This window comes from Streptomyces sp. NPDC049813 (genome assembly GCF_044465085.1).
Classification (GTDB): Bacteria; Actinomycetota; Actinomycetes; order Streptomycetales; family Streptomycetaceae; genus Streptomyces.
On the sequence record NZ_JBITLI010000004.1, the window covers coordinates 1 to 25364 of the forward strand.

The window sequence follows — 25364 nt, forward strand, 5'->3', positions numbered from 1 at the left end:
GCCGGCTACAGCTACCTGCACACCGCCGTCGACGACCACTCCCGCCTGGCCTACAGCGAGATCCTCACCGACGAGAAGAAGGAGACCGCCACCGGTTTCTGGCGCCGGGCCCACGCCTACTTCACCGGATGCGGGATCACGGTCGAGCGAGTCCTGACCGACAACGGCTCCTGCTACCGCTCCCGCGACTGGCGCGGCCTGCTGGCAGCGGCCGGGATCACCCACAAACGAACCCGGCCCTACCGCCCGCAGACGAACGGCAAGGTCGAACGCTTCAACCGCACCCTGCTCGACGAGTGGGCCTATGCCCGCCCCTACCGGACGGAAGCCGAACGACGCGAGGCGTTCCCCGGCTGGCTGCACACCTACAATCACCACCGCGGACACACCGCGCTCGCGGGCCAACCACCCGCCAGCCGCGTCCCCAACCTCACGGGGCAGTACAACTAGGACGGCACCCACTCGTAGCCGGCCGGCATCCGGCTTGTGGCCAATGTCCCGTTCCGTCGCCCAGACGCGTGTGACAGGCGCCACCCATGGCCAGCGCAGGTTTACGCGTGCCTCCGTGGGTGACTACGGTGCGTGGGATGTCGCGCAGCCACTTGAATCCCGCAAACCTGAGAAGACGCGAATTCGGGAGTCGGGGTTCCACGCGGGAGGGATCGTGAGCGAACCGGTAAGGCTGGTCAGCTCGCGGGCGCCGCTGCCCGCGCAGCGCGCCGATGGAGCCGCCCCGCCCGTCAGCCGCGGGGCGGTCCCTGCCGCCGGGGCCAAGCCCGGCAAGAAGCGGGACGCGTACTTCGACAACGCCAAGTACCTGGCGATCGTGCTGGTCGCCATGGGGCACGCCTGGGAGCCGTTGCGCGGGGACAGTCGGGCCGCGTCCGCCCTGTACATGACCGTGTACGCCTTCCACATGCCGGCGTTCATCGTCATCTCCGGCTACTTCTCGCGCAGTTTCGACGCGACCCCGGAGCGGCTGAAGCGGCTGGTCACCGGGGTGGCCGTGCCGTACGTCGTCTTCGAGGTGGCCTACACGCTGTTCAAGCGGACCGCCGGGGACGACCCCGACTACCCCTTCAGCCTGCTCGACCCCTGGTACCTGACGTGGTTCCTGATCGCCCTGTTCGTGTGGCGGCTGAGCACACCGCTGTGGAAGGTGATCCGCTGGCCGCTGCCGGTGGCGCTCGCCGTCGCGGTCCTCGCCTCGGTCTCCCCCGACATCGGTGACGACCTGGACCTGCAGCGCGTCCTGCAGTTCCTGCCCTTCTTCGTCCTCGGCCTCTGTCTCAAGCCGGAGCACTTCCGGCTGGTGCGGCGGCGGGAGGCGCGTCTCCTGGCGGTGCCGGTGTTCGCGGCCGCACTGCTGTTCGCCTACTGGGCCGCGCCGCGGATGAACGCCGCCTGGTTCTACCGGCGGGACAGCGCGCAGGAGTTGGCGGCGCCCGGCTGGAGCGGCGTCGTGATGACGCTCGCCATGTTCGGCTGCTCGATGCTGCTGGTCGCCTGTTTCCTGGCCTGGGTGCCCGGGCGCAAGCTCTGGGTGACCGCCCTCGGCGCCGGCACGCTGTACGGCTACCTGCTGCACGGTTTCCTGGCCAAGGGCTCCCGGTTCTGGGACTGGTACGACGCGCAATGGGTGCACACGCCGCTCGGTGAGATCGGGGTGACTCTGATCGCCGCGTCCGTCATCACCGCGCTGTGCACGCCCCCGGTGCAGCGGATGTTCCGGTTCGTGATGGAACCGAAGATGGAGTGGGCCTTCCGGCGGGACGCCGCGGCGGTGGCCCGGCGGCGGTGATCGGAGCGATCGTCGACGTGCCCGGATTGACCGCCGGCGTACCCGGATTGACTGCCGGCGTGACCGGATCGGTCGGCCGAGACTTCAGCTGCTTCGCAGGTTGAGAAAACGGTGTGAGGGTGGGCCCGGGCCCACCCTCACACCGTTTTCTCAGGCCGACGTCCTCTTCCTGGGCTGCTTCTTCTTCGCCGCCGACGCCGTCTTCTTCTTCGTAGCCGCCGGCGCAGGCTTCTTCGCCACGCTCGCCTTCGCACCTACCTTCGTGCCTGCCCTCGCGGCTGCCTTCGGCGTCGCCGCCTTTCTCGCGGACGGTTCCGCACTCTTGCCCGTCTTGTCCCGCGGCGCCGTCTCCTTCCGCGGCACCGCCTTCTTCCGGGGCGCCGTCTTCTTCCGGGAGCGGCCCGCGATCGAAGTCACCTCGGCCATGTCTCCGTCGGCGCCGGGCTCCCCCTGCGCCTTCTTCGCGGCCCGCACACTGCTCTCCAGCGCGGCCATCAGGTCGAGCACCTTGCCCCCGGAATCCGGGGCCGACGGCGTCTCCGTCACGCCTTCACCGGCCACCTTCGCCGCGATCATCTCCTCCACCGCGGCCCGGTAGTCGTCGTGCAGGGACGCCATGTCGACCTCGCCTAGCGTGTCCATCAGGGCGTCCGCCAGATCGAGTTCGGCGTCGCGCACCGTGACGTGGGTGTCGGGCGCGACCTCCTGCGGCGAGCGGATCTCGTCCGGCCACAGCAGCCCGTGCAGGGCGATCACGTCACCCGCGACACGCAGCATCCCGAGCCGCTCGCGCCCGCGCAGGGCGAACTTGGCGATCGCCACTTTCTGGCTCTGCCGCAGCGCCTCGCGCAGCAGCGTGTACGGCTTGGTGGCGTGCGCGCCGTTGGCCGAGAGGTAGTACGCCGTGTCCATCTGGAGCGGGTCGATCCGGTCCGCCGGGACGAACGCGAGGATCTCGATCGTCTTCGCCGTGTGGCTGGGCAGCGCCGCGAGGTCCTCGTCGGTGATCGGGATGACCGCCCCGTCGTCGTCCACGTACCCCTTGCCGATCTCCGCGGACGCGACCTCCTTGTCCTCCAGCTCGCACACCTTGCGGTAGCGGATGCGGCCGCCGTCCTCCAGATGGACCTGGCGGAAGGAGACCGCGTGGTTCTCGGTGGCGTTGATCAGTTTGATCGGGATGCTGACCAGGCCGAAGGAGACGGCGCCGTTCCAGATGGAGCGCACGAGATCCTCCCGTTCCGTCGTGGCCGCCGTGCCGAGCCGTTGTGGGGGTGGCCGAGGGGGTGGCCGATCGGGGCGTTCTGCGAGGAATGTCAGAGTATTACGGTATGACGCCCATCACAGAAGTCGAGGGACGGCGGCTGCCGCTGAGCAATCTGGAGAAGGTGCTCTACCCGGCCTCCGGTTTCACCAAGGGCGAGCTGCTGCACTACTACGCGACGACGGCGCAGGCCCTGCTCCCCCACCTGAGGGACCGCCCGATCTCCTTCCTCCGGTTCCCCGACGGGCCCGACGGCCAGCACTTCTTCGCCAAGAACGTGCCGCCCGGGACACCCGCCTGGGTGAAGACGGCGGAGGTGTCGCGGTCCGACGGCGTCTCCCGGCAGGTCCTCGTCCAGGATCTGGCCACGCTGATGTGGGCGGCGAACCTCGTCACCGAGTTCCACACCCCGCAATGGCGGGCCGACGCGCCGGCGCGGGCCGACCGCCTCGTGTTCGATCTGGATCCGGGGGCGCCGGCCGACATCGTGCAGTGCTGCGAAGTCGCCCTCTGGCTGCGCGAACGGCTCTCGGCCGACGGTCTGCACTCCTACGCGAAGACCTCCGGGTCCAAGGGGCTGCACCTTCTCGTCCCCCTGGTCCCCGCCCCGTCCGAACGGGCCAGCGCCTACGCGAAAGCGCTCGCACAGGAGGCCGAAGCCGCGCTGCCGCACCTCGTGGTGCACCGGATGACGCGCAGCCTGCGCCCCGGCAAGGTCTTCGTCGACCACAGCCAGAACTCCGCCGCGAAGACGACCGCCGCCCCCTACACCCTGCGGGCCCGCGCCGAGCCCACCGTCTCCACCCCGGTCACCTGGGACGAGGTCGAGGCCTGCCAGGACCGGGGAGACGGCCGTGACCTGGTGTTCCTGGCCGGCGACATACCTGCGCGGCTCGACCGGTACGGGGATCTGCTCGGGCCGCTGACCGAACCCGGCCGGGCCGGCGAGCTGCCCTCGTGAGACCCCGCGCCGCTCAGACCCGCCCCCACGTCCCCCGGTCCCGGGCCATCGCGTGCAGTGCCTCTACGTCCGCCGGTTTCAGGAGGCCGCCCGCGCGGGCCAGGCCGAGGAGCTCCGTGGCGGTCAGCAGGCGTACGCCGCGGGGCGGGGTCTGGACGTCCAGCACGGACGGCTCCACCAGCACCAGGCCCGCCCGCACCTCGGCCGTCAGGGCGAACGACGCCCGCGACGCGTCCGCCCGCACCCTGCGCAGCAGCGGCTGCGGCTCGCCCCGGCCGGCGGCGACCATCGGGTCGCTGACCCGTACCCGCTGCCGGTGCGCGGGCAGGACGTGCAGCGCGAACAGCCCACCGGGGCCGATCAGTAAGTGGTGGATGTACGAGCCACCGGGCAGCGGCACCGAGTGCAGGGTCCGCCAGCCCGCTCCCTCCAGCCCGTCGAGCGCCTCGCCGACCAGTTGTTGCGCGGCGAGGGCCCGGCGGCGCGGATCGCCGCGCAGCCTGCGCTGGGGGGCCGGGGCCCGATCGAGGGCGATCACGAGGGCCTCGCCGGGACGGTTCGGCGCGAGGTCGTCGTCCGGGTGGAGGCTGAGCCGGGCCAGCTCGGCCGGGGTCGGCACCGGCGGCGGCCCGACGGCGACGGGCCCCGCGATGAACGGCTGCAGCGCGCTGAGCACCGCCTCCCGGCCCGACTCGCTGAGCAGGTTGACCCGGCCCGACTCCCGGTCGTACCAGGCGACGCTCCGGCCGTCCTCCCCGTAGACGTAGAGCCGCTCCTGACCGTGACGCCAGGTCGGTACGACGCGCAGTCCGTTCATGCCCCATCACCCCCTGACCATGGGAGCAGCAAGCCCGCCGCAGGGCAAGAAGCCCGCATGGCCGTCGTGGTGCGGACGCCCCCGCGCCTTTCGCGTGACCGGTGGAGGCTGTCGTTCCGTTGGACTGCCCTTCGGCTGCCCTTCGGCTGCCGCCCGGGCGAGGGTGGTGGGGTGGCGTACGGGGGTCGACGACGGCGCCGGTGACGGGGGGCACAGAAGGGGTCGCCGGCGTGGCCACGGGTTGGTTGCCGGGGTGGCGGAGAGGCGGGTGGCGGCGCGGGCGGGTGGGGTGGCGGAGGCGCGGGCGGGGTGGGGGCGGGCAGGGGCGGCAGAGCGGGCCGGAGTGAGGAGGGTGTGGGCGTGGACGGGATGGTGAGGGTGACGGGACTGCGGAAAAATACTTCGGCCATGGGGAGCGCGGAGTGCGCGGGGCGCGCGGGGTACGCCGAGTGCGCTGGGTGCGCTGGGTGCGCTGGGTGCGCTGGGTGCGCTGGGTGCGCTTAGTGCGCTGAGTCCACGGGATGCGCTGAGCGCGCCGGTGCGCAGAACGCGCTGAGGTGCGCTGGGTGCGGCTGGGTGCGGCTGGGTGCGCTGAGATGCGGCTGGGTGCGGCTGAGTGCGCCGGGTGCGGCCGGGTGCAGCCGGGTGCGGCTGAGTGCGGCTGAGTGCGGCCGGGTGCGCCGACCGCGCTGGATACGCAGAGTGCCGGGACGTTGTTACACAGCCGCCGAATCGCCGTGATGCCCGGCTCCTACGGTTATGGGGTCAGAACGGATGCCTCCCGACGATCGGAGTCCCCATGCGCCCCGCCCTCATCCGTAGTGCCGTGGTCACCGCCGCTCTGGGTGGAGCGGTTCTGGTGCCCACGGCTGCGTTCGCGGACTCCCTTGGACACACCGGCCCGGCCTCCGTGGCCGCGCCGGCCCAGGAGGAAGCGCGGAGCCAGACGCACGCCCCGGTGCCGACCGGCTTCCGGACCGGCGCCGGGTCCGACTCCCCGGAGCGCCCTGCCGCCGCCGCCTCGGACGGCATATCGGCCAATCCGTACTTTCTGATAGCAGGCGGCGCGATGGCGGCGGCCGGCGCCGCCGGTCTGGTGTACTCCACCGTCCGGCGGGGCCGCGCGGACGGCTGACCCGCCGCGGACGAGGCCGCCCGCGCGGACGGCTGACCCGCCCCGGGCGAGGCCGCCGCGGGGCCCCGCGTCTCCGGCTCGACATGCGCCGACCCCGTCCCCACCAGGAAAATGCAAGGGACTCCCTCACCAATAGGGTGGACGCAGCGGACGGCCCTCAAGCAGGCAGGAGTGCAGTGACCCCCAGGCGCTTCGGTCTTCCCGCCGTCGCACGACTCGCCGCGCTCGGACTCACCGCGCTCGCCGGTGCCCTTCTCCTCACCGGCTGCGGTGCCCGTGGCGGGCTCGAAGGGGCGGGTCCGACCCCGACGGCGGTGGGCCCGCGCCACCTGTGGCCGTCGCTCTCCCCCGCGTCCGCGCCCGCCGACGACTACGGGGCGGGTGAGACCCAGGTGGTCAAGGGTGTCCCGGTGCCGGGCGGTGACCTGCGCACGGTGGACCCGGTGGCGGTCATCCGCGCCCAGGCCGCCGCGGACCCCGACACGTACGAGGACATCAAGAAGGGCCTGGCCGACTGCGGCGACCCGGGCGCCGAGGGGCCGGACTGCCCGGTGCTGCGGGCCTACTACGCGGATCTGACCGGCAACGGCAAGGCGGACATGGTCGTCGGCGTGCGGGCCCCGAAGGGCCAGCTGCTGGTCCGGGTCTACATGTACGCGGACGGCAAGCTGACCCAGATCATGAACGACGAGGACGCGGTCATCAGCGTGCAGCTGGCCGACCGCAGCGTGGTGGTCCGCGCCGTCGCCGACCTGTCCGGCTACGAGTACCGGACCTCGTGGTCCTACGACAGCCAGCAGCGGGCCATGCTGCCGACGCGGGACGAGATCGTGCGCACCGGGCCGCCGACCACGCCCGTGCCGGAGACCCCGTCGGAGACTCCGTCGCGGGACGCGACGTCCGCGTCCCCCGCTCCGGGCCCGGGTTCCGGCGGGGACGTCGCTTGGTTCCCTGCCTCGCCCTCACCGTCCGCCACGCCCTCGGCGACGCCTCCCGCGGCACGCCCGTCCGTCCCGGCGAGCGGGCCATGACGCCTCAACCGCCGCACCCGCCGCAGCCACCTCGACCGCCCCGACCGGGCCCGTCGCGACGTTCGCTCCGGTCGCTCGGGTCGCGGCGACCGAGCCGACCGCGGCGACCCCGGCTGCCCGCCTGGACCGCCTCGCTGACGTGGAAGGCGGCAGCGTTCCTCGCGGTGATCTGCTGTGCGCTCGCCGCGCTGCTTGGCATCCTCGTGCACGTCTCCGTCACTGATCAGACGGTGCGGGAGGCACGGCAGCGGGCGTTGGCGCGGCTGGACGAGGCGACGGAGGCGTTCCGGGCGGGCGGGCGGCTCGGGCCGGGGGCGGCCGTGGATCCGGCCGGGCTGCCCGCGTCGTTGCGCCGGCTCGCGGTGAGCGGGGAGCGGGGCACGATGGTCGGCGGCCACGACAAGCACCCCACGATGTGGGCGGCGGGCCCGGCGGCGGGCGGCAAGGCGCTCGGGGTGCAGATCGACTACTCGCAGGGGGCGCGCACCATCGACGGCCTCGATCAGGCGATCCTGGGGTCGTCGGCGCTGGCCATCGGGGCGACGCTGCTGGTCGGCGCGTTCGCGGTGACCCGGGTGACACGCCGCCTGCACACCACGGCCCGGGTGGCCCGCAAGATCAGCGCGGGCGATCTGGACGCGCGGGTCGACGATCCGCGGACCGGGGACCCGGGCCGGCACCAGGACGAGGTCGCCGCGGTGGCCGGGGCGCTCGACAGCATGGCGGCGTCCTTGCAGTCCCGCATCCTCACCGAGCAGCGGTTCACGGCCGACGTGGCGCACGAGTTGCGGACGCCGTTGACCGGGCTGCACGCGGCGGCCGAGCTGCTGCCGCCGGGCCGTCCGACCGAGCTGGTGCGCGACCGGGTCGCCGCGTTGCGCACGCTCACCGAGGACCTGTTGGAGATCTCCCGGCTCGACGCGCGCAGTGAGCGCGTGGAGCTCGACGACACGTGGCTGGGGCCGGTGGCGGAGCGGGTGCTGCGGGCGTCCGGGGTGGGGGTGAGTACGGGTGCGGCTGCCGGGACCGGGTCCAGCGCTGGTGCCGAGCCGGCGTCCGGGGCTGGGCACGGGTCCGATGCCGGGTCGGGGTCCGGGGCCGGGGCTGGGCACGGGTCCGATGCCGGGTCAGGGCCCGGGGCCGGGGCGGGGTCCGGGGCTGGGCACGGGTCTGATGCCGGGTCAGGGCCCAGCACCGGTGCCGATTCAGGGTTTGGCGCCGGTGCCCCGCCCGAGCCCGGCCCCCGGGCCACGGTCGTCGTCGTTCGGGACGTGTGCGTCGTGACCGACCGGCGGCGGCTGGAGCGGGTGCTGGGCAACCTCGTGGCCAACGCGCACCGGCACGGCGGCCCGCCCGTCGAGCTGACGGTGGACGGGCCGGTCATCACCGTGCGGGACCACGGTGCGGGGTATCCGGACTACCTCGTGGAGCACGGGCCGCAGCGGTTCCGCACGGAGGGCGGGGCACGGGGGCACGGGCTGGGGCTGACCATCGCGCTGGGGCAGGCGGAGATCCTGGGCGCGGAGCTGCGTTTCAGCAACGCGCCGGGCGGCGGGGCCCTGGCCACGCTGACCCTGCCGTACGAGGACCCACCGGCCTGACCAGCCCCGGACCCCCCGCCGGGCCCCGGCTCACCTCGGACCCGCCCGCCCGGCGACCCGCGCCGCGCCCGCCTCACCGGGGGCGACATAACCGGATATCGCGGGCGGGCTTGCTACGTTCCCGCCATGACCGGTTCCAGGGGCGCGGCGGGAACGCCGGCGGGGGCGCAGGCGCCGCCGTCGGTGCCCGCCGTCCGCGTTCCCCGGCGGCGGGGGACGGAGCTCGCGCTGATCCTGCTGGCCGTGCTGCTGAGCGTGTTCGGCTACTGCGACGTGGGCCTCGCCAAGAACGGCTCCGTGCCGCCGGGCGCCGCCGGGTACGGCGCGGGGCTCGGGGTGCTCGCGCTCCTGGCTCACCTCGCCGTCCGCTTCCGCGCCCCGTACGCGGACCCGCTGCTGCTGCCCATCGCGGTGCTCCTCAACGGTCTGGGGCTGGTCCTGATCTACCGCCTGGACCTGTCGACCCCGAGCGACGAGGCGGCCCCCACCCAGCTGGTCTGGTCGACGCTGGGGGTGGGGCTGTTCATCGGGGTCGTGCTCTTCCTGCGCGATCACCGGGTGTTGCAGCGGTACGCGTACCTGAGTGTCGTCGCGGCTCTCGTCCTGATGATCCTGCCGATCTTCTTCCCGGCCGTGAACGGTGCGCGGATCTGGATCAGGATCGGCGGTTTCTCCATCCAGCCCGGTGAGTTCGCCAAGATCCTGCTCGCGGTCTTCTTCGCCAGTTACCTCGCGGCCAACAGCAACGCGCTGAAGTACACCGGCAGGAAGATCTGGAAGCTCCAGCTGCCGACGATGCGGGTCTTCGCCCCGATCCTGGCGATCTGGCTGCTCAGCGTGGGTGTGCTGGTGCTGGAGACGGACCTGGGCACCTCGTTGCTCTTCTTCGGTCTGTTCGTCGTGATGCTGTACGTGGCCACGGGCCGGGGCAGCTGGATCGCGATCGGGCTGCTGCTGGCCGCGGCCGGCGCGTTCGTCGTGGCGTCGTTCGAACCCCACGTGCACGGCCGGGTGCAGGACTGGCTGCACCCCTTCGCCTCGATCGACGCGGGCGACGGGGCGGGGCAGCTGGCGCAGTCGCTCTTCGCGTTCGCGGCGGGCGGCATGCTCGGCGCGGGCCTGGGGCTCGGCCACTCGGTGCTGATCGGTTTCGCGGCCAAGTCCGACTTCATCCTGGCGACGGCCGGTGAGGAGCTGGGTCTGGCGGGGCTGACGGCGATCTTCCTGCTGTACGCGCTGCTGGTGGAGCGGGGGTACCGGGCGGGCCTCGCGCTGCGCGACCCCTTCGGCCGGCTCCTGTCGATCGGGCTCGCGTCGATCGTCGCCCTCCAGGTCTTCGTCATCGCGGGCGGCGTCATGGGGCTCATCCCGCTGACCGGCATGGCGATGCCGTTCCTCGCGCAGGGCGGCTCGTCCCTCGTCACCAACTGGGTCATCGTCGCGATCCTCGTCCGGGTCAGCGACCGGGCCCGCGGCGCGCTGCCGGCCCAGGCCCCCGCGGCCGGGCCCGCCGTGCCGCAGGAGGCCGCCCCGTGACCACGTACATCCGCCGCGCCTCGGCGTTCTGCCTGCTCCTGCTGGTCGCGCTGCTGGTCAACGCGGCCCGCGTGCAGGTCTTTCAGGCGCAGTCCCTCGACGACAACCCGGCGAATCGCCGCACCATGATCGAGCGGTACGACCAGCGGCGCGGCGACATCCTCGTCCACGGCCGGACCATCACCGGGTCCCGGGACACCGGGGAGTCGCTGCGCTACGAGCGCACGTACAAGAACGGCCCGCTGTACGCGCCGGTGACCGGCTACGCCTCGCAGACGTACGGCACGACGTTCGTCGAGAGCGCCGAGGACGACATCCTGTCCGGCACCGATCCGCTGCTCGCGACGATCCCGTTCTGGAACGAGATCACCCGTTCGCAGGAGCCCGGCGGCGAAGTGGAGACCACCGTCGACGCCGCCGCGCAGCAGGCCGCGTACGCGGGGCTCGGCCGCAGGAAGGGCGCGGTCGCGGCCGTCGAACCGTCCAGCGGGAAGATCCTGGCGCTGGTCTCCACCCCGTCCTACGACCCCGGGGACATCGCGGGCACCGGTGCGGCGACGACCGGCGCGTGGTCGCGGCTGACCGGCGACCCGGACCAGCCGATGCTCAACCGGGCGCTGCGGGAGACGTATCCGCCGGGGTCGACGTTCAAGGTGGTCACGGCGGCGGCGGCGCTGGAGAACGAGGTGGTCGACGGCCCGTCGGCGAAGACCGACACCCCCTCGCCCTACACACTGCCGGGCACCACCACGCAGCTGACCAACGAGTCCTCCTCCGACGCCTGCGAGGACGCGAGTCTGGAGTACGCGCTGCGGGTCTCCTGCAACACCGTGTTCGCCAACCTCGGGGTGCAGGTGGGTCTTGCGGGGATGGTGCGGACGGCGGAGAAGTTCGGCTTCAACGACGGCGGCGTCAAGATCCCGATGACGGCGGCCACCTCCACCTTCGACACCGACATGAACGCCTCGCAGCTCGCGCTCTCCTCCATCGGCCAGTACGACACGGCGGCGACGCCGCTGCAGATGGCGATGGTGGCGGCGGCCGTGGCCAACGGCGGGACGCTGATGGCCCCGCACCTGGTGGAGAGGACGGCGGCCGCGGACGGCTCCACGGTCGCCACCACCGACAGCAGGACCTACAAGCAGGTCATGTCGTCCTACACGGCGTCCCGGTTGCAGCGGATGATGGTCGACGTCGTGGAGGAGGGCACCGGTACGAACGCGCGGATCTCCGGGGCGACGGTGGGCGGCAAGACGGGCACGGCGCAGAACGGGGTGCGCAACGAGGGCGTCCCGTACGCCTGGTTCCTCTCCTACGCCCAGGACCGCACCGCCTCCGCCCCGCAGGTCGCGGTGGCGGTGGTGGTCGAGGACGCGGCGGCGGACCGGGCGGACATCAGCGGCGGCGGCAGCGCGGCGCCGATCGCCCGGTCGGTGATGGAGGCCGTACTCGCCTCCGCCGACCGGTGACCGGGCCGGCTCCCCGCCCGCCCGCGCGGGTCAGTCCTGCGCGCCCGCCCTGATCGCGGCCTCCACCTCCGCGACCCGCTCGTGCTCCTCGGCCGCGAAGCGTTCGGCGTCCAGCTTCTCGGCGATCTCCTCGTCCTCGGTCATGAGCGCGTCGAGGTTGGCGTTGCCCATCTCGAAGACGCCCATGTCGACGTAGGCCTGCTGGAGGCGCCGTCCCCACAGGCCGATGTCCTTGACGCACGGCACGATCCGCGAGAACAGCAGCTGGCGGAAGAGCGCGAGGAGCTCGGACTGCTCGGTGTACTCGTCGGCCTGGTCCTTGGGGATGCCGAAGTCCTCCAGGACCTCGACGCCGCGCAGCCGGTCGCGCATCAGGTAGCAGCCCTCGATGACGAACTCCTCGCGTTCGCGCAGTTCGGCGTCGGTGAGCTGCTTGTAGTAGTCGCGCAGCGCCATCCGGCCGAAGGCGACGTGGCGGGCCTCGTCCTGCATGACGTAGGCGAGGATCTGCTTGGGCAGCGGCTTGTCGGTGGTGTCGCGGATCATGCCGAACGCGGCGAGCGCGAGGCCCTCGATGAGGACCTGCATGCCGAGGTAGGGCATGTCCCAGCGGGAGTCGCGCAGGGTGTCGCCGAGGAGGGCCTGGAGGTTGTCGTTGATCGGGTAGAGCATGCCGATCTTCTCGTGGAGGAAGCGGCCGTAGATCTCGGCGTGCCGCGCCTCGTCCATGGTCTGGGTCGCCGAGTAGAGCTTGGCGTCGAGGTCGGGGACGGACTCGACGATGCGCGCCGCGCAGACCATCGCGCCCTGCTCCCCGTGCAGGAACTGGCTGAACTGCCAGGAGGCGTAGTGCTTGCGCAGTTCGCCCTTGTCCTTCTCCGTCATCTTCGCCCAGTGGGGCGTGCCGTACAGGGACATCGCCTCGTCCGGGGTGCCGAGGGGGTCGTACGGGTCGACCTCCAGCTCCCAGTCGATGCGCCTGGCGCCGTCCCACTGCTTGTCCTTGCCCTTTTGGTAGAGGGCCAGCAGGCGGTCGCGTCCGTCGTCGTATTCCCAGCTGAAGCGGGCCGAACCGGTCGACGGGATCGACCAGTTGGGCTCGTCCGGGGCCCTGGTGTACAGCTCGTGCGTCGACATATGGGCAGGCTCACACGGTGGTAGACGCCCGGTCAACAAGTCGCACACGGGGGATTGACGCCCGTTGCTGACGCGCAGTCTCATAAGAGGGGCACGCACGTGACTGCCGGTAACTCCGCTACAGGGACGAGGAGTCAGCGATGACGACCACGACGGAAGCCGACCTGCCGGCGGGGCTGCGCGACGCGCTCGGACTGCTCAAGGACCGGGAGCAGGTGGCCGAGCGGCTGCTCGACTCATCCGCCCGGCACTCCTTCGACCCGGACAAGGAGCTGGACTGGGAGGCCCCCTTCGAGGAGGGCAAGTGGTTCTGGCCGCCGGAGCTGGTCTCGCTCTACGACACCCCGCTGTGGCGGCGGATGAGCGAGGAGCAGCGGATCGACCTCTCCCGCCACGAGGCCGCGGCGCTCGCCTCCCTCGGCATCTGGTTCGAGCTGATCCTGATGCAGCTGCTGGTGCGGCACGTCTACGACAAGTCGGCGACGAGTGCGCACGTGCGGTACGCGCTCACCGAGATCGAGGACGAGTGCCGGCACTCGAAGATGTTCGCGCGGCTCATCACGCGCGGCGAGACCCCGCACTACCCGGTGGCCCGCGTCCACCACTCCCTGGGCCGCCTCTTCAAGACGGTCTCCACCACGCCCGGCTCGTTCACGGCGACGCTGCTCGGTGAGGAGATCCTCGACTGGATGCAGCGGCTCACGTTCCCGGACGAGCGCGTGCAGAGCCTGGTGCGCGGCGTGACCCGTATCCATGTGGTCGAGGAGGCGCGCCATGTCCGGTACGCGCGTGAGGAGTTGCGCCGCCAGATGGTGACGGCGCCGCGCTGGTCGCAGGAGTTCACCCGTCTCACCTCGGGCGAGTTCGCCCGCGTCTTCTCGGAGGCCTTCATCAACCCGGAGGTCTACACGAACGTGGGCCTCGACAAGCGGGAGGCCGTCGCCCAGGTCAAGGCGAGCGGGCACCGTCGCGAGGTGATGCAGACCGGCGCGAAGCGGCTGACGGACTTCCTGGACGACATCGGCGTGCTGCGTGGCGCGGGCCGCCGGCTGTGGAAGTCCTCCGGTCTGCTGGCCTGACGCGGACCGCGACCGGCCGGATACGCTCCCGCCATGACGTCGGCAACCGGTACGCCCGCGTACAAACGCCTCAGCGTCGAGGTGCGGCGGGCCCAGCTGCTCGAAGCGGCGCTGTCCCTGTTCGCGCACCGGGCCCCCGAGGAGGTCTCGCTCGACGACGTGGCCGAGGCCGCGGGCGTCTCCCGGCCGCTCGTCTACCGCTACTTCCCCGGCGGCAAGCAGCAGTTGTACGAGGCTGCGCTCCGCTCCGCGGCGGACGTGCTGGAGCAGTGCTTCGCCGAGCCCGCCGCGGGCGCCCTGACCGCGCGTCTGGCCCGTGCCCTCGACCGCTACCTGGCCTTCGTGGACCAGCACGACATGGGGTTCGCCGCCCTCCTCCAGGGCGGCAGCGTCGTGGAGACCTCGCGGACCACCGCGATCGTCGACGGGGTCCGGCGGGCCGCCGCCGAGCACATCCTCAGCCACCTGTCCGTCGCCGCCCCGGGGCCGCGGCTGCGGATGACGGTCCGCATGTGGATCACGGCGGTGGAGGCGGCCTCCCTCATCTGGCTCGACGACGACAAGCAGCCGCCGCTGGACGAGCTGCGCGACGGCCTGGTCGACCAGTTCATGGCGGCCCTGACGGCGACGGCGGCCCGCGATCCGCAGACCGCGGGGGTCGTCCGCCACGCCCTGTCCCTGGAGTCGCCGGACGGCCCGGTGGGCCGGCTGGCCCGGCGGGTGCTGCCGGTGGTGGCCGACGCGGCGCACCTGCTGTGACGGCCACCCGCACCGGCCGGGGCGGCCGGTGCGGGACAATCACGCCGTGAAGAGCGAAGACATCCCCTTTGTCGGCGGGCCCCTCGACGGGCGGCTGCTGCCGGTGCTGGTGACCGCCACCGGCAATCCGCCCAAGGTGTACAAGGTGCCGGTGCCGGACGCGCAGGGCGGCCCCGACACGGTGCTCGTGTACGTGCGTGAGCCCGTTCCCGACGGGAAGGCCGTGCGGCTCGTGCAGAAGTGGCGGTACGCGTTCGTGCCCGGCGGGAAGGTGGAGCGCGGGGTGCGGTGGCCCTGGTCCAGGCCGGGTAAGGGCGACGGCGCGTAAACGCGGCGCGGCACACGCCCACCGGAGGAGTGGCCGGGTTCGGCCGAACCGCGCAGCCCGCCGCGTGGGCCGGGCCGCCGCCTGTGATGTTCCCGGTGCGGGACGCAGGGCGCGGCCCGCACCGGAGGTGATGAGGTGTCAGGCAGGCTGGTGCGATGGGTGTGCGCGGCCGCCGTGGCCGGAGCGGTGACGGCGCCGCTGCCGGCGGGCGCGGTCCCGGAGCCGGGGACGGGCGGGGAGCGGTCCGTCGCCGGGCTGCTGACGGACCTGCAGACGCTCTACCAGGAGGCCGAGGAGGCCACCGAGACGTACAACGCCACCGAGGAGCAGCTCGCCCGGCGCCGCGCGGAGGCCGAGGCGCTCGCCCGGAAGCTGGCCGCGGCCCGCGGTTCGCTGTACGGCAGCCGGGTGGCGGCAGGACGTCTCGCGCGGGCTCAGTACCAGGGGCGCAGCACCATCTCCCCCTATGTGCGGCTGCTCCTGGCCCGCGATCCGCAGCACGCCCTGGACCAGGGCCACGTCGTCCTGCGGGCCGCGCGGGAGCAGCAGGCCACCGTCGACCGGCTGGTCGGCGCCGAGCGGAAGGCCGACGGGCTCGCCACCCGGGCGCGGGCCGCCCTCGACCGGCAGCTGCGGCTCACGGCCGAGCGGAGGAAGGACCGGGACGCCGTGCGCGGCCGGCTGGCGGACGTCGAGGAGCTGCTCGCGTCGCTCCCTCCCGGCCGGCTCGCCGAGATGGCCACCCTGGAGGACACCGGCACGGCGACCGCGCAGCGGGCCCTGGTGACGTCGGGGGCGCTGGGCACGGCCGCCAGGGCCCCGTCCAAGGCGGGCGGCGCCGCGCTCTCGTACGCCGTGCGGCAGATCGGGAAGCCGTACGTGTGGGGCGCGGAGGGGCCGGGCGCCTTCGACTGCTCCGGGCTCACCTCGCAGGCGTGGGCGCACGCGGGGCGGCGCATCCCGCGCACCTCGCAGCAGCAGTGGGCGAGGCTGCCGCGGGTGCCGCTGTCCCGGCTGCGGCCGGGCGACCTTGTCGTGTACTTCCCCCGGGCCACGCACGTCGCGCTGTACCTCGGCGACGGCAAGGTGGTCCAGGCGCCGCGGCCCGGCTCGCGGGTGAAGGTGTCGCCGATCGCGGCGAACCCGCTGCTCGGCGCGGTCCGCCCGGACCCCGGCGCCCGGCCGATGACCGGGTACCGGCCGCCGTCCCTGCCGCGCGGCGCCATGGCGGGCGGCGACGCGGGGTACGGCGCGGCCGGGGCGCCCGGCGCCCGGTAGACGGACGAGCCCCCTGGCCGGTGGTGCGGCGCAGGGGGCTCGGTGGTCAGGCCGGGCGGGTCAGCCGACCGACGCCAGGTAGGCGTTCGTCTTCTCCGGGTCGTAGAAGAAGTTCTCGAAGTCGGCCGGGTTGTTGAACCCGTTGGCGAACCGGTCGGCGACCGGCTGGAGCCGGCCGGCCGCGCCGATCAGGTTCAGGACGTGCTCCGGCGGCGCGCCCAGCATCGCGTTGGTCCACTTGGTGACGTGCTGCGCGGTCTGCCAGTACCGGTCGAACGCGGACTGCATCCACGCCTCGTCGAAGGGCTTGTCACCGTGTTCGACGATGGCGTCGAGGTAGGCGGCCGCGCACTTGGACGCCGAGTTGGAGCCCTGCCCGGTGATCGGGTCGTTGGCGACGACCACGTCGGCCACGCCGAGCACGGCGCCGCCGCCGGGCAGCCGGCCGATGGGGTTACGGACGGTGGGGGCGTAGCGGCCGGCCAGCGTGCCGTTGGCGTCGGTCAGTTCGACGTTCGTGGCCCGCGCGTACTCCCAGGGCACGAACTTCTCCATCAGCTCCAGCGTCAGCGCCAGGTGCTCGGAGGGGTCCTTGATGCCCTTGAAGGCGTCGAGCGGGCCGCCCGGGACGCCCTCCCAGAAGAGGATGTCCGCGCGGCCGGACGTGGTCAGCGTCGGCATGATGAACAGCTCGCCGACGCCGGGCACGAGGTTGCAGCGGACCGCGTCGAAGTCCGGGTGCTCGGGGCGGACGGCGAGGCCGTGCACGTAGGCGACGGCGAGTGCCCGCTGCGGCTCGCTGTAGGGCGAGCGCGCGGCGTCCCGGCCGAACATGGAGACCAGCTCGCCCTTGCCCGCCGAGACAAGCACGAGGTCGTAGGTGCGCGAGAAGTAGTCCAGGTCGGAGACGGCGGCGCCGTGGATGACGAGCTGGCCGCCGCGCTGGGCGAAGGTCTCCATCCAGCCGGCCATCTTCACGCGCTGGTCGACGGACTGGGCGTAGCCGTCGAGCTTGCCGACCCAGTCGATGGCGCGCTGCGAGGGGCCGGGGTCGAAGGAGCCCGGGGCGGCGACGGAGACGCCGAGCCCCTCGATCCGCGGCGCCTGCGACTCCCAGAAGTTGAGCTGGAGGTCGCGCTCGTGCTGGAGCGCGGTGTGGAACATGCACTGCGTCGACATGACCCGCCCGGAGCGGATCTCGTCGGCGGTGCGGTTGGACATCAGGGTGACCTCGTAGCCGTGGGACTGGAGCCCCAGGGCGAGCTGGAGGCCGGACTGGCCGGCTCCGACGACGAGTATCTTCCGCGACATACGGTTGCCTCTAACTGATGACTGAACGGGGGCGTACGGAAAGGGAGTTATTCGGGGGTGACGTCCAGGGCGTGGCCGACCAGGGCGAGCAGCGTCTCGATCGCCGATATCCGGCGGCGCGCGTCCATGACCAGTACCGGCACGTGCGGCGGGACCGTCAGGGCCTCGCGCACGTCGGCCGCCTCGAACTTCTCCGATCCGTCGAAGTGGTTGACGGCCACGACGTACGGCAGTCCGCAGCTCTCGAAGTAGTCGAGCGCCGGGAAGCAGTCGGGCAGCCGGCGGGTGTCGGCGAGGACGACGGCGCCGATCGCGCCGCGCACCAGGTCGTCCCACATGAACCAGAACCGCTGCTGGCCCGGCGTGCCGAACAGGTACAGGACCAGGTCGTCGTCGAGCGTGATGCGGCCGAAGTCCATGGCGACCGTCGTGGTCGTCTTCTCCGGCGTCGCGGTGAGGTCGTCGGTCTCCTCACTCGCCTGGGTCATCAGCGCCTCCGTCTGGAGGGGCTGGATCTCCGAGACGGCGGTGACCAGGGTCGTCTTGCCCACGCCGAAGCCGCCGGCCACCACGATCTTCGTGGCGACGGGGGCCCGGGTCCGGTCCGTCTGCCAGGGCTGCAGCTGCTCCTCCTCGCCGGGCAGTCCGGCGAGGAGGTCAGAGACGGCGGAGTCCACTCAGCACCCTTTCCAGGAGCGCGCGGTCCGGCTGGCCGGGGCCGTGGCCGGTTCCGTACACGCGGATCTTTCCCTGGTCGGCGAGGTCGCTCAGCAGGACGCGGACCACGCCCAGGGGCATCTTCAGCAGTGCGGCGATCTCGGCGACCGTGCGCATGCGGCGGCAGAGCTCGACGATGGCACGCATCTCCGGCATGACACCCGCGAGCGTTCCCTTCCCTATTTCGAGGCGCTCGTCGGGCGCCTCGATGGCGGCCGTGCTCGCGATGAACGTCTCGACGAGCAGGACGTGCCCGAAGCGGGTGCGGCCGCCGGTCAGGGAGTAGGGGCGGACGCGGGCGGCTCTGCGGTCGCCGCCGCGTACCGGGAGTTTGGGACTGGTCACCGGGTGTTCTCCATCGACTGGCGCAGTTCGCTGCGGAGTTCGGGCGTCAGGACGTGCCCGGCCCGGCCGACGAAGAGCGCCATGTGGTACGCGACGACGCTCATGTCGCAGTCCGGGGTGGCGTGCACGCCGAGCAGGGAACCGTCGCTGATGGACATGACGAAGAGACTGCCCTCTTCCATCGCGACCATGGTCTGCTTGACACCGCCGCCGTCCATCAGCTTCGCGGCGCCGATGGTGAGGCTGCCGACGCCGGAGACGATGGTGGCCAGGTCGGCACTGGACCCCTTGGGTCCGCCGCTGCGGTCGACCGGGCTCTCGGTGTTCCTCCCGGGGTCGGAGGAGAGCAGGAGCAGCCCGTCGGACGAGACCACCGCGACGGAGAGGAGCCCTGGCACCTCCTCTACGAGATTGGTCAGCAACCAGTGCAGATTGCGTGCCTCGCTGCTGAGCGCGCGGTTGTTGAGTGCAGGGGTGGGCGCAGTCAACTGCTTGCCTCCTCGGCTGAGTCCCCCTTGGCTTCTCCGATACGTTCCTGGGTGCCGGCCCGGGTCGTGGCCGTCCGGCCCCCGATCTCCGCCTCGACGTCGCGCCGGCCCTGCTGGGCGCCGCTGTGGAAGCCGCCGAGCCTGCGGCGCAGCGCGTCCGCGTCGACGGCACCGGTGCGCGGCTTGGGGGCGGCGGCGGGCGCGGACACCTTCGGGGTGCGCTTAGGCAGCCCCTTGTCGGTGACACGCTCCCACTGCGGTGCGCTCGGCGCGCGCTGCGCGGGGACGTCGGCGGCGGGGGGCAGCGGGGCCGCGGTGGGCTCCGCCTCGGGTTCGGCGGGGTGGTGGTGCGGGCCTGTGCCGGTGCCCGTGCCGGTGGTGGTGCCTGTGTCGGTGCCGATACCCGTGCCGGTGGTGGTGCCCGTGTCGTCGGGGTCGGGGTCCTTCGGCGGGACCGGGGCGACGAGTTCCATCGTGGTCTCGGACTCGGACTCCGGGGCGCGGCGGGGGGCCGGGTCCGCTTCCGGGGTGGTCGCGAACGCGGGGGCGGGGTCCGGCGCGGGGGTCGGCTCGGTGGCGCGGGTGGGCGCTGTGTCCGGCGTCGCGGCGGGGTCCGGCGCGGGGGTCGGCTCGGTGGCGCGGGTGGGCGCTGTGTCCGGTGTCGCGGCGGGCTCCGGCGTCGTGGCAGGGCCGGGTTCGGGCGTGAAGGCGGGCGCGGGGTCCGGCGCGGGGGCGGGGTCCGGCTCGCCGGTGCGGGTGGGCGCGTCCGGCGTGGACTGTGCCGCCGGGGCGGGCTGCGCGGGCTGCGCGGCCGGCGCGGGCTGTGCCGCCGGGGCGGGAGCGAGCGGGGTGTCCGGGTCGGCCTCGGCCGCGCGGACCGCGTGTTCGGCGGCCTCGATGAGCGGGTCACCGGCCGCCGGGCCCGGCGTGGGGGCCTCGGGGCGCAGCGGGGCGTGGTCTGAGGCGCGGCCGTCCAGCACGTTCGAGTTGGCCTCTGCCTCGGAACCCGGCAGATGCACGGCGGGCGCCCCGCCGGGCGTCGGCACGGGCGGCGGCGCCGCGACGGCGGGCACGGCGGCGAGCAGCGCGGTGGGCAGGACGACGACGGCCGCGATGCCGCCCTGCTTCTGCTCGCGCAGCCGGACCCGCACCCCGTGCCGCGCCGCGAGCCGCGCGACGACGTACAGGCCGAGCCCCAGCCCCTCCGCGTCCTGCGCGTCATGGGCCTGCTCGGCGGAGAAGGAGGAGAGCCGGCCGTTCAGCTCCCGCATCCGGTCGTCGGCCATGCCGATGCCCTCGTCCTGGACGGAGAGCATGACCTCGCCGTTCTCCAGGAGCCAGGCAGAGACCTCGACGGCGGCGTCGGGCGGCGAGAACGACGTGGCGTTCTCCAGGAGTTCGGCGACCAGGTGGCTGAGGTCGTCGGCGGCGAACCCGGCGATGTGGGCGTGCGGCGGCAGCGCGGCGATCCGGACCCGCTCGTAACGCTCGATCTCCGAGACGGCGGCGCGCAGGACGTCGACGAGCGGCACGGAACCGGCGTGCTGCTGGCCGTGGTCGGCGCCCGCGAGGACCAGCAGGTTCTCGCTGTGGCGCCGCATGACGGTGGCGAAGTGGTCCAGCTTGAAGAGCGTGGCGAGCCGCTCGGGGTCCTGCTCGCGGTCCTCCAGGCCCTCGATGATGCCGAGCTGGCGCTCGACGAGGCCGAGCGTGCGCAGCGCGAGGTTGACGAACGTGCTGTCGATGGCGTGCCGGACCCGCTTGAGCTGCGTGGCGGCGTCGGCCAGCTCGGCGCGGAGCGCGTCGCGGTCGTCGGCCATCCGCTGACGCTCGCCGACGAGGTGCTTGCGGTCCGACTCCAGGGTGCCCTGCCGCTCCTGGAGGGCGGCGGCGTGCGCGTGCAGCGCGTTGACGGAGCGGACGACCTGGGCGAACTCGTCGTTGCGCCCGGTGAACTTGACGGGTTCCTCACCGGCCGGGTCGGCGGCGACCCGCGCGGAGCCGAGGCGGAGCACGGCGAGCGGCCTGGTCAGCGAGCGGGCGGTGCCCATGGCGACGCCGACCGCGGCGAGGAGGCAGATCCCGACCAGCGCGATCCGCAGTTCGAGCCCGTCGACGTCGTCGTCGCGCAGCCGCTCCAGGCTCTTGACGCGCTGGTCGCCGAGGGCGGACTCGGCGCCGCGCATGGCGTCGATGCGGGCGGTCAGCGCGGCGTCGACGCTCTTGGTGTCGTAGTCCAGCTCGTCGTCGCTCAGGGTCGGCGCGTCGGCGAGCCGGGCCAGGTACTTGTCGGCCTTCGTGACGTCGGGCCCGGTGACGGTGGAGTCGTACGCGGAGACGGAGGCGGCCGGGGCGGAGTCGCGGAAGTCGTCCAGGGCGGCCTGTTCGCGGACGCGGGCCTGCTGGGCGGCGGCGCTGAGTTCGTCCCGCTGCCCGCTGCCCGCGGAGTCCTGGTCGACGACGGTCTTGGGCAGCCCGGTGACGGGGTCGATGACGGTCGTCGTCGACCGGGGCACGGCGAACGCGGCGAGCAGCAGGCCACGGGCGGCGGAGGCCTGGTCGACGGCGCGGTCGAGGTCGGCGAGGGCGTGCGCGCCGGACCCCGCGCGGGGCGGCATCGCGTCGGCCAGCCGCTCGGCGAGGCGGTGCAGTTCGGTGATGGCCCCCGAGTACGCGGTGTGCGCCTCCAGGGCGGAACCCTTGCCGGTGAGGGCGGCGCGCCGGACGGCGGCGATGTCGTCGACGGTGCGCCGCAGCGAGCCGGTGGCGTCGGCCCGCACCTCGTCCACCTGCCGGTCGACGCGGGCGCTGCGGGCCTCGCTGAGTCCCTCGCCCTTGGGGCGTCCGGCGGCGATGTAGGCGCTGACCTCGTCGCGTTCGTCGGCCAGGGCGTGCGACAGGGCGAGGGCCAGCTGGGTCTGCCCGGCGTCGTCGACGAGCCCCTGCGCCTCGCTGACCCGCTCGGATGCGGCCAAGAGCACGGGCGCGCCCGCGCCGAGCACGGCGGCGGCCACGACGGCGACGGCGATGATCAGCCGGTTGCGCACCCGGGCCCGCTTGCCCTTGCCGACGGGGGGCGGGGGGACGCTGCCGGCGGGGGTCGGTACGGGGGTGACTCCGGCGGGGCTCCCGAGCGGGCCGGGCCCGGGCTGGGCGGGGCCTGCCGACGAGCCGGGGCCGGACTGCGCGGTGCTCGCCGGCGGGCCGGAGCCGGGGCCTGACTGCGGCGCGCTACCGGCGGCGGTGGCGCTGCCATTGGGGCGGACCCCCGAGGGGCCCGCGCTCTCCGTGCTCTTCGCGCGCGGGGCCGCCGAGCCCGACGACTTCGAACCCGACGACTTCAGCGCCGATTCCAAGCCACCAGAACCACCCGCACGATCCGCACCATCCGGCCCACCCGTCCCACTGGCCTCGTTACCGCCGGAGGTGTTCCGCACCTGGTGCTCGCATTCCTGACTCGTCCTACCCTTGGCCGCAGGTGACGGACCGTCAACCCACGCGCCCCTCTGGCATGGCTCCTGACCATTCCAGTGCCGGTGAGCAGGGGGCGCACATCACCTTGCCCGCCACCCGAAGGAGTGAACATCGAGCGGGAGTTGGGGAGCAAGTTCCCCGGGCACCGGCACGGCACGCCCACGGCGGGCCGGTTGGACGTCCTTCGCAGGCTTTGGCAAGATGCCCCGCCACGTTCCATCGGAGTTGATCATTCCGCCCCAAAACAGGCGGCCCACCTGCCGGTACCGGCCGACCCGCACCGACCGCCCGGCGCCACGCGGACCTCGTGCAGACTGGCCGAATGCGCATCGAACTGACCACCGAGCCCGGCACCCGGGACCGCGCGAACGAGGACTACGCGTCGGTCGCGGTTCCGGCCTGCGGACAGGGCGGATCACTCGTCGTCCTGGACGGTGTCACGCCGCCGGCCACCGATGACGGCTGTCTGCATTCCGTCCCCTGGTTCACGGCCCGGCTGGGCGGCGCCCTCGCCGAACTGTCCGGTTCGCGGCGGGATATGACGTTGCGTGACATCCTCGCGACGGCGATCACCCGCACCGCCGACGCCCACCGCGCGACCTGTGACCTTTCTCACCCGCGCACGCCGCAGGCGACCGTCGTCCTGGCGCGCTGGGACGCGGACCGGGTCGAGCATCTGGTGCTGTCCGACTCGGCGCTGCTCGTCGAGGCCCCCGACGGCTCGGTCTCGGCGCTGCTCGACGACCGCCTGAGCCGGGTCCCGCGCGGGTCCCTGGTCTCGGACGAGGTGGCCGACGCGACGGTACGCAACAAGGAGGGCGGCTTCTTCACGGCGGCCGCGGATCCGGCGGTGGCCGCCCGCGCGGTCGTCGGGACGCTCCCCCGCGACCGGGCCAGGGCACTCGCCGCGCTGACCGACGGGGTGACGCGCTGGGTGGAGCGGTTCCACCAGGGGGACTGGGCCGACCTGTTCGCCCTCGTCCGCAAGGAGGGAGCGGAGTCGGTGGTGGCCCGCGTCCGGACCCTGGAACGAGCGGACGCCGAAGCACGCACGTACCTGGGCCGCAGCAAGACCCACGACGACGCGACGCTGCTCTACGCGGAGCTATGACGAATCCAACCCCTCCGGCGCTTGAGGAGCGGGGTCCGGGGCGGAGCCCCGCGACGGCACGCCGGGCCCGCCCGCGCTACTCCGCCCCGGCATTCAACTGCCGCAACAGCCGCGCCAGTTCAGCCACCTCCACCCGATCCCACCCGGCCAGCTGCCGCACATACCGCATGCGCCGAGCCTCCCGAACCTGCCCGAAATCCACCCGCCCCCGCTCCGTGAGGGAGATGAGCCAGGCCCGCCCATCGGCCGGATCGGGCTCCCGGGCGACGAACCCGAGCTCCTCCAGGGCCCGCAACTGCCGGCTCATCGTCGCCTTGCCCACCCCGATGTACGCGGCGAGCTCGGTGGCCCGCTGCGCCCCGCACTCCTCCAGGCGCACGAGAAGCCCGTACGCGGCCGGCTCCAGGTCCGGGTGGACCTCCCGGGCCATCTCCCCGGACGAGGCCCGGGCCCGCCGCAGGAAGACCGTCAACTCCCGCTCCAGGGCCAGGAATTCGTGGTCCACACCAGTCGGCGCGGACCCGGACTTCGTGTCACGTTCGGCGCTCCGCCGCCCGCCGTTCCCGTCTTCGTGCACGTCAGCACCCATGGCCAGAGTTTCCCCGGGTTTCCCAGTTCTGAAAGTTTTCGCCAACCGCCGCCATCACCGCAGCTCCGTCAGTATTTCGCAGGAGTAGACCAACGGCACCATCCGGCCCCTCTTCCCTCCCCCGGGTCTACCTGCGTAGCGTCATGCATGGCATGTCCATACCAGTACGGCCCGTGTCGCGGCCGGCCGGGCATGTCGACAGGTCGCACACCCAGCACAGGTCCCCGATCAGCGCCGCGCTGGTCCCCCACGGCCTTCATGGAGGCATGCCATGCCCGTGCACAGACCCGGTTCCACCCAGCGCAGAGGCGTCGTCGCAGGCGCCCTGTTCGCCGCCCTCTCCCTCCTGTTCGCCCTGCCGGGCACCGCGCAGGCCGCCGACGTGCCCGCCCGCGGCACGGCCCACCTGGGCATGGGGGTCGCCGCGCACGACGGCGACACCGGCCAGGGCCCGGTCGGCCGCGCCGCCCAGACGGAGGGCGTCGACGTCAGCAGCCACCAGGGCAACGTCGCCTGGTCGACCCTCTGGAACAGCGGCGTGAAGTGGGCCTACGCCAAGGCCACCGAGGGCACGTACTACACGAACCCGTACTTCGCCCAGCAGTACAACGGTTCGTACAACGTGGGCATGATCCGCGGCGCGTACCACTTCGCGACCCCGGACACCACGAACGGCGCGACGCAGGCGAACTACTTCGTGGACCACGGAGGCGGCTGGTCCAAGGACGGCCGGACGCTGCCGGGCGTGCTCGACATCGAGTGGAACCCGTACGGCGCCGCGTGCTACGGCAAGACGGCCGCCGGGATGGTCACGTGGATCCGCGACTTCGTGAACCAGTACAAGGCGCGCACCGGCCGCGACGCCGTGATCTACACGGCGACCAGCTGGTGGACCCAGTGCACGGGCAACTCCGCGGCGTTCGGCGCCACGAACCCGCTGTGGATCGCCCGCTACGCCTCGACCGTCGGCACGCTGCCCGCGGGCTGGGGCTTCCAGACGATCTGGCAGTACACGTCGAGCGGCCCGACGGTCGGCGACCACAACAAGTTCAACGGCGCGCTCGACCGCGTCCAGGCCCTGGCGAACGGCTGACACATCCAGCCCGCCCGGCGCGCAGATCAAGCCGGCCCGG

23 protein-coding genes are annotated in these 25364 nt (G+C 73.0%); 14 read left to right on the forward strand and 9 right to left on the reverse strand.

What is annotated here, in order from left to right; translation table 11 throughout:
* A partial coding sequence (locus tag ACIBW6_RS10405) for an integrase core domain-containing protein (protein ID WP_399058827.1) occupies positions 1-450 on the forward strand: 450 nt, incomplete at its 5' end.
* A 214-nt stretch (positions 451-664) separates the two neighbouring features.
* Positions 665-1801: an acyltransferase family protein gene (locus tag ACIBW6_RS10410; protein ID WP_399058829.1), complete on the forward strand. Its 1137-nt coding sequence runs from the start codon at positions 665-667 to the stop codon at positions 1799-1801.
* Positions 1802-1951: 150 nt separating this feature from the next.
* Here the strand turns inward: ACIBW6_RS10410 and ACIBW6_RS10415 are convergent, their stop codons facing one another.
* Complete coding sequence (locus tag ACIBW6_RS10415) at positions 1952-3028, reverse strand: Ku protein (RefSeq protein WP_399058831.1); 1077 nt, start codon at positions 3026-3028, stop codon at positions 1952-1954.
* A gap of 104 nt (positions 3029-3132) precedes the next feature.
* Here ACIBW6_RS10415 and ligD point away from each other — a divergent pair, with 104 nt between their 5' ends.
* Positions 3133-4026 carry a non-homologous end-joining DNA ligase gene (ligD, locus tag ACIBW6_RS10420; RefSeq protein WP_399058833.1) on the forward strand — a complete coding sequence of 298 codons (894 nt, stop codon included), beginning with the start codon at positions 3133-3135 and terminating at the stop codon, positions 4024-4026.
* 13 nt (positions 4027-4039) lie between these two features.
* Here the strand turns inward: ligD and ACIBW6_RS10425 are convergent, their stop codons facing one another.
* Positions 4040-4843: an NERD domain-containing protein gene (locus ACIBW6_RS10425; protein WP_399058835.1), complete on the reverse strand. Its 804-nt coding sequence runs from the start codon at positions 4841-4843 to the stop codon at positions 4040-4042.
* An 859-nt stretch (positions 4844-5702) separates the two neighbouring features.
* Here ACIBW6_RS10425 and ACIBW6_RS10430 point away from each other — a divergent pair.
* From ACIBW6_RS10430 to ACIBW6_RS10450, 5 genes are all read left to right on the forward strand, one after another.
* Positions 5703-5978, forward strand: coding sequence for a hypothetical protein (locus tag ACIBW6_RS10430; protein ID WP_399058837.1), 276 nt, complete (start codon positions 5703-5705; stop codon positions 5976-5978).
* A gap of 176 nt (positions 5979-6154) precedes the next feature.
* Entirely contained in the window at positions 6155-7009 is an 855-nt protein-coding gene (locus ACIBW6_RS10435) for a hypothetical protein (RefSeq protein ID WP_399058839.1), read from the forward strand.
* On the forward strand, positions 7006-8610 hold the full coding sequence (locus tag ACIBW6_RS10440; protein WP_399058841.1) for an ATP-binding protein: 1605 nt from the start codon (positions 7006-7008) through the stop codon (positions 8608-8610). Before ACIBW6_RS10435 ends, ACIBW6_RS10440 begins: the two co-directional genes overlap by 4 nt.
* A 126-nt stretch (positions 8611-8736) precedes the next feature.
* On the forward strand, positions 8737-10146 hold the full coding sequence (locus tag ACIBW6_RS10445; RefSeq protein WP_399058843.1) for an FtsW/RodA/SpoVE family cell cycle protein: 1410 nt from the start codon (positions 8737-8739) through the stop codon (positions 10144-10146).
* Positions 10143-11615 (forward strand): penicillin-binding transpeptidase domain-containing protein, encoded by a 1473-nt coding sequence (locus tag ACIBW6_RS10450; RefSeq protein ID WP_399058845.1) that lies wholly within the window; start codon positions 10143-10145, stop codon positions 11613-11615. Before ACIBW6_RS10445 ends, ACIBW6_RS10450 begins: the two co-directional genes overlap by 4 nt.
* Before the next feature lie 30 nt (positions 11616-11645).
* On the opposite strand, the gene ACIBW6_RS10455 is transcribed toward ACIBW6_RS10450, so the two are convergent.
* Positions 11646-12752, reverse strand: coding sequence for a ferritin-like domain-containing protein (locus ACIBW6_RS10455; protein WP_399058847.1), 1107 nt, complete (start codon positions 12750-12752; stop codon positions 11646-11648).
* 140 nt (positions 12753-12892) lie between these two features.
* Between ACIBW6_RS10455 and ACIBW6_RS10460 the strand changes: the two genes are divergently transcribed.
* From ACIBW6_RS10460 to ACIBW6_RS10475, 4 genes are all read left to right on the forward strand, one after another.
* Positions 12893-13831 carry a diiron oxygenase gene (locus ACIBW6_RS10460; protein ID WP_399058849.1) on the forward strand — a complete coding sequence of 313 codons (939 nt, stop codon included), beginning with the start codon at positions 12893-12895 and terminating at the stop codon, positions 13829-13831.
* Between the two features lie 33 nt (positions 13832-13864).
* Entirely contained in the window at positions 13865-14590 is a 726-nt protein-coding gene (locus ACIBW6_RS10465; RefSeq protein ID WP_399058851.1) for a TetR/AcrR family transcriptional regulator, read from the forward strand.
* A gap of 46 nt (positions 14591-14636) precedes the next feature.
* Entirely contained in the window at positions 14637-14918 is a 282-nt protein-coding gene (locus ACIBW6_RS10470) for a hypothetical protein (protein WP_399058853.1), read from the forward strand.
* Positions 14919-15053: 135 nt separating this feature from the next.
* Positions 15054-16196: a C40 family peptidase gene (locus ACIBW6_RS10475; RefSeq protein WP_399058855.1), complete on the forward strand. Its 1143-nt coding sequence runs from the start codon at positions 15054-15056 to the stop codon at positions 16194-16196.
* Positions 16197-16256: 60 nt separating this feature from the next.
* Here the strand turns inward: ACIBW6_RS10475 and ACIBW6_RS10480 are convergent, their stop codons facing one another.
* Genes ACIBW6_RS10480 through ACIBW6_RS10500 form a run of 5 tightly spaced genes read right to left on the reverse strand, consistent with a single transcriptional unit; the run spans position 16257 to position 22104 of the window.
* Positions 16257-17507, reverse strand: a complete 1251-nt coding sequence (locus ACIBW6_RS10480; RefSeq protein WP_399058857.1) for a styrene monooxygenase/indole monooxygenase family protein — start codon at positions 17505-17507, stop codon at positions 16257-16259.
* 47 nt (positions 17508-17554) lie between these two features.
* Positions 17555-18184, reverse strand: coding sequence for a GTP-binding protein (locus ACIBW6_RS10485; protein WP_399058858.1), 630 nt, complete (start codon positions 18182-18184; stop codon positions 17555-17557).
* Complete coding sequence (locus ACIBW6_RS10490) at positions 18165-18569, reverse strand: DUF742 domain-containing protein (RefSeq protein WP_399058859.1); 405 nt, start codon at positions 18567-18569, stop codon at positions 18165-18167. Before ACIBW6_RS10490 ends, ACIBW6_RS10485 begins: the two co-directional genes overlap by 20 nt.
* Positions 18566-19057 carry a roadblock/LC7 domain-containing protein gene (locus ACIBW6_RS10495; RefSeq protein WP_399058860.1) on the reverse strand — a complete coding sequence of 164 codons (492 nt, stop codon included), beginning with the start codon at positions 19055-19057 and terminating at the stop codon, positions 18566-18568. Before ACIBW6_RS10495 ends, ACIBW6_RS10490 begins: the two co-directional genes overlap by 4 nt.
* The gene (locus ACIBW6_RS10500) at positions 19054-22104 is read right to left on the reverse strand and encodes a nitrate- and nitrite sensing domain-containing protein (RefSeq protein ID WP_399059268.1); all 3051 of its coding nucleotides are present in this window, start codon (positions 22102-22104) and stop codon (positions 19054-19056) included. Before ACIBW6_RS10500 ends, ACIBW6_RS10495 begins: the two co-directional genes overlap by 4 nt.
* A 749-nt stretch (positions 22105-22853) precedes the next feature.
* Here ACIBW6_RS10500 and ACIBW6_RS10505 point away from each other — a divergent pair.
* Entirely contained in the window at positions 22854-23642 is a 789-nt protein-coding gene (locus ACIBW6_RS10505) for a protein phosphatase 2C domain-containing protein (RefSeq protein WP_399058861.1), read from the forward strand.
* Positions 23643-23718: 76 nt separating this feature from the next.
* On the opposite strand, the gene ACIBW6_RS10510 is transcribed toward ACIBW6_RS10505, so the two are convergent.
* Positions 23719-24219, reverse strand: a complete 501-nt coding sequence (locus ACIBW6_RS10510; RefSeq protein ID WP_399059269.1) for a MarR family winged helix-turn-helix transcriptional regulator — start codon at positions 24217-24219, stop codon at positions 23719-23721.
* A 283-nt stretch (positions 24220-24502) separates the two neighbouring features.
* Here ACIBW6_RS10510 and ACIBW6_RS10515 point away from each other — a divergent pair, with 283 nt between their 5' ends.
* Complete coding sequence (locus tag ACIBW6_RS10515; protein WP_399058862.1) at positions 24503-25324, forward strand: lysozyme; 822 nt, start codon at positions 24503-24505, stop codon at positions 25322-25324.
* Positions 25325-25364: the final 40 nt, after the last annotated feature.

Bases quoted from the DNA above. Each gene is read 5' to 3' on its own strand.
- ACIBW6_RS10440 (WP_399058841.1), top strand. From the start codon at position 7,006: ATGACGCCTCAACCGCCGCACCCGCCGCAGCCACCTCGACCGCCCCGA.
- ACIBW6_RS10465 (WP_399058851.1), top strand. From the start codon at position 13,865: ATGACGTCGGCAACCGGTACGCCCGCGTACAAACGCCTCAGCGTCGAG.
- ACIBW6_RS10455 (WP_399058847.1), bottom strand. From the start codon at position 12,752: ATGTCGACGCACGAGCTGTACACCAGGGCCCCGGACGAGCCCAACTGG.
- ACIBW6_RS10515 (WP_399058862.1), top strand. From the start codon at position 24,503: ATGCCCGTGCACAGACCCGGTTCCACCCAGCGCAGAGGCGTCGTCGCA.
- ACIBW6_RS10505 (WP_399058861.1), top strand. From the start codon at position 22,854: ATGCGCATCGAACTGACCACCGAGCCCGGCACCCGGGACCGCGCGAAC.
- ACIBW6_RS10460 (WP_399058849.1), top strand. From the start codon at position 12,893: ATGACGACCACGACGGAAGCCGACCTGCCGGCGGGGCTGCGCGACGCG.
- ACIBW6_RS10445 (WP_399058843.1), top strand. From the start codon at position 8,737: ATGACCGGTTCCAGGGGCGCGGCGGGAACGCCGGCGGGGGCGCAGGCG.
- ACIBW6_RS10425 (WP_399058835.1), bottom strand. From the start codon at position 4,843: ATGAACGGACTGCGCGTCGTACCGACCTGGCGTCACGGTCAGGAGCGG.
- ligD (WP_399058833.1), top strand. From the start codon at position 3,133: ATGACGCCCATCACAGAAGTCGAGGGACGGCGGCTGCCGCTGAGCAAT.
- ACIBW6_RS10480 (WP_399058857.1), bottom strand. From the start codon at position 17,507: ATGTCGCGGAAGATACTCGTCGTCGGAGCCGGCCAGTCCGGCCTCCAG.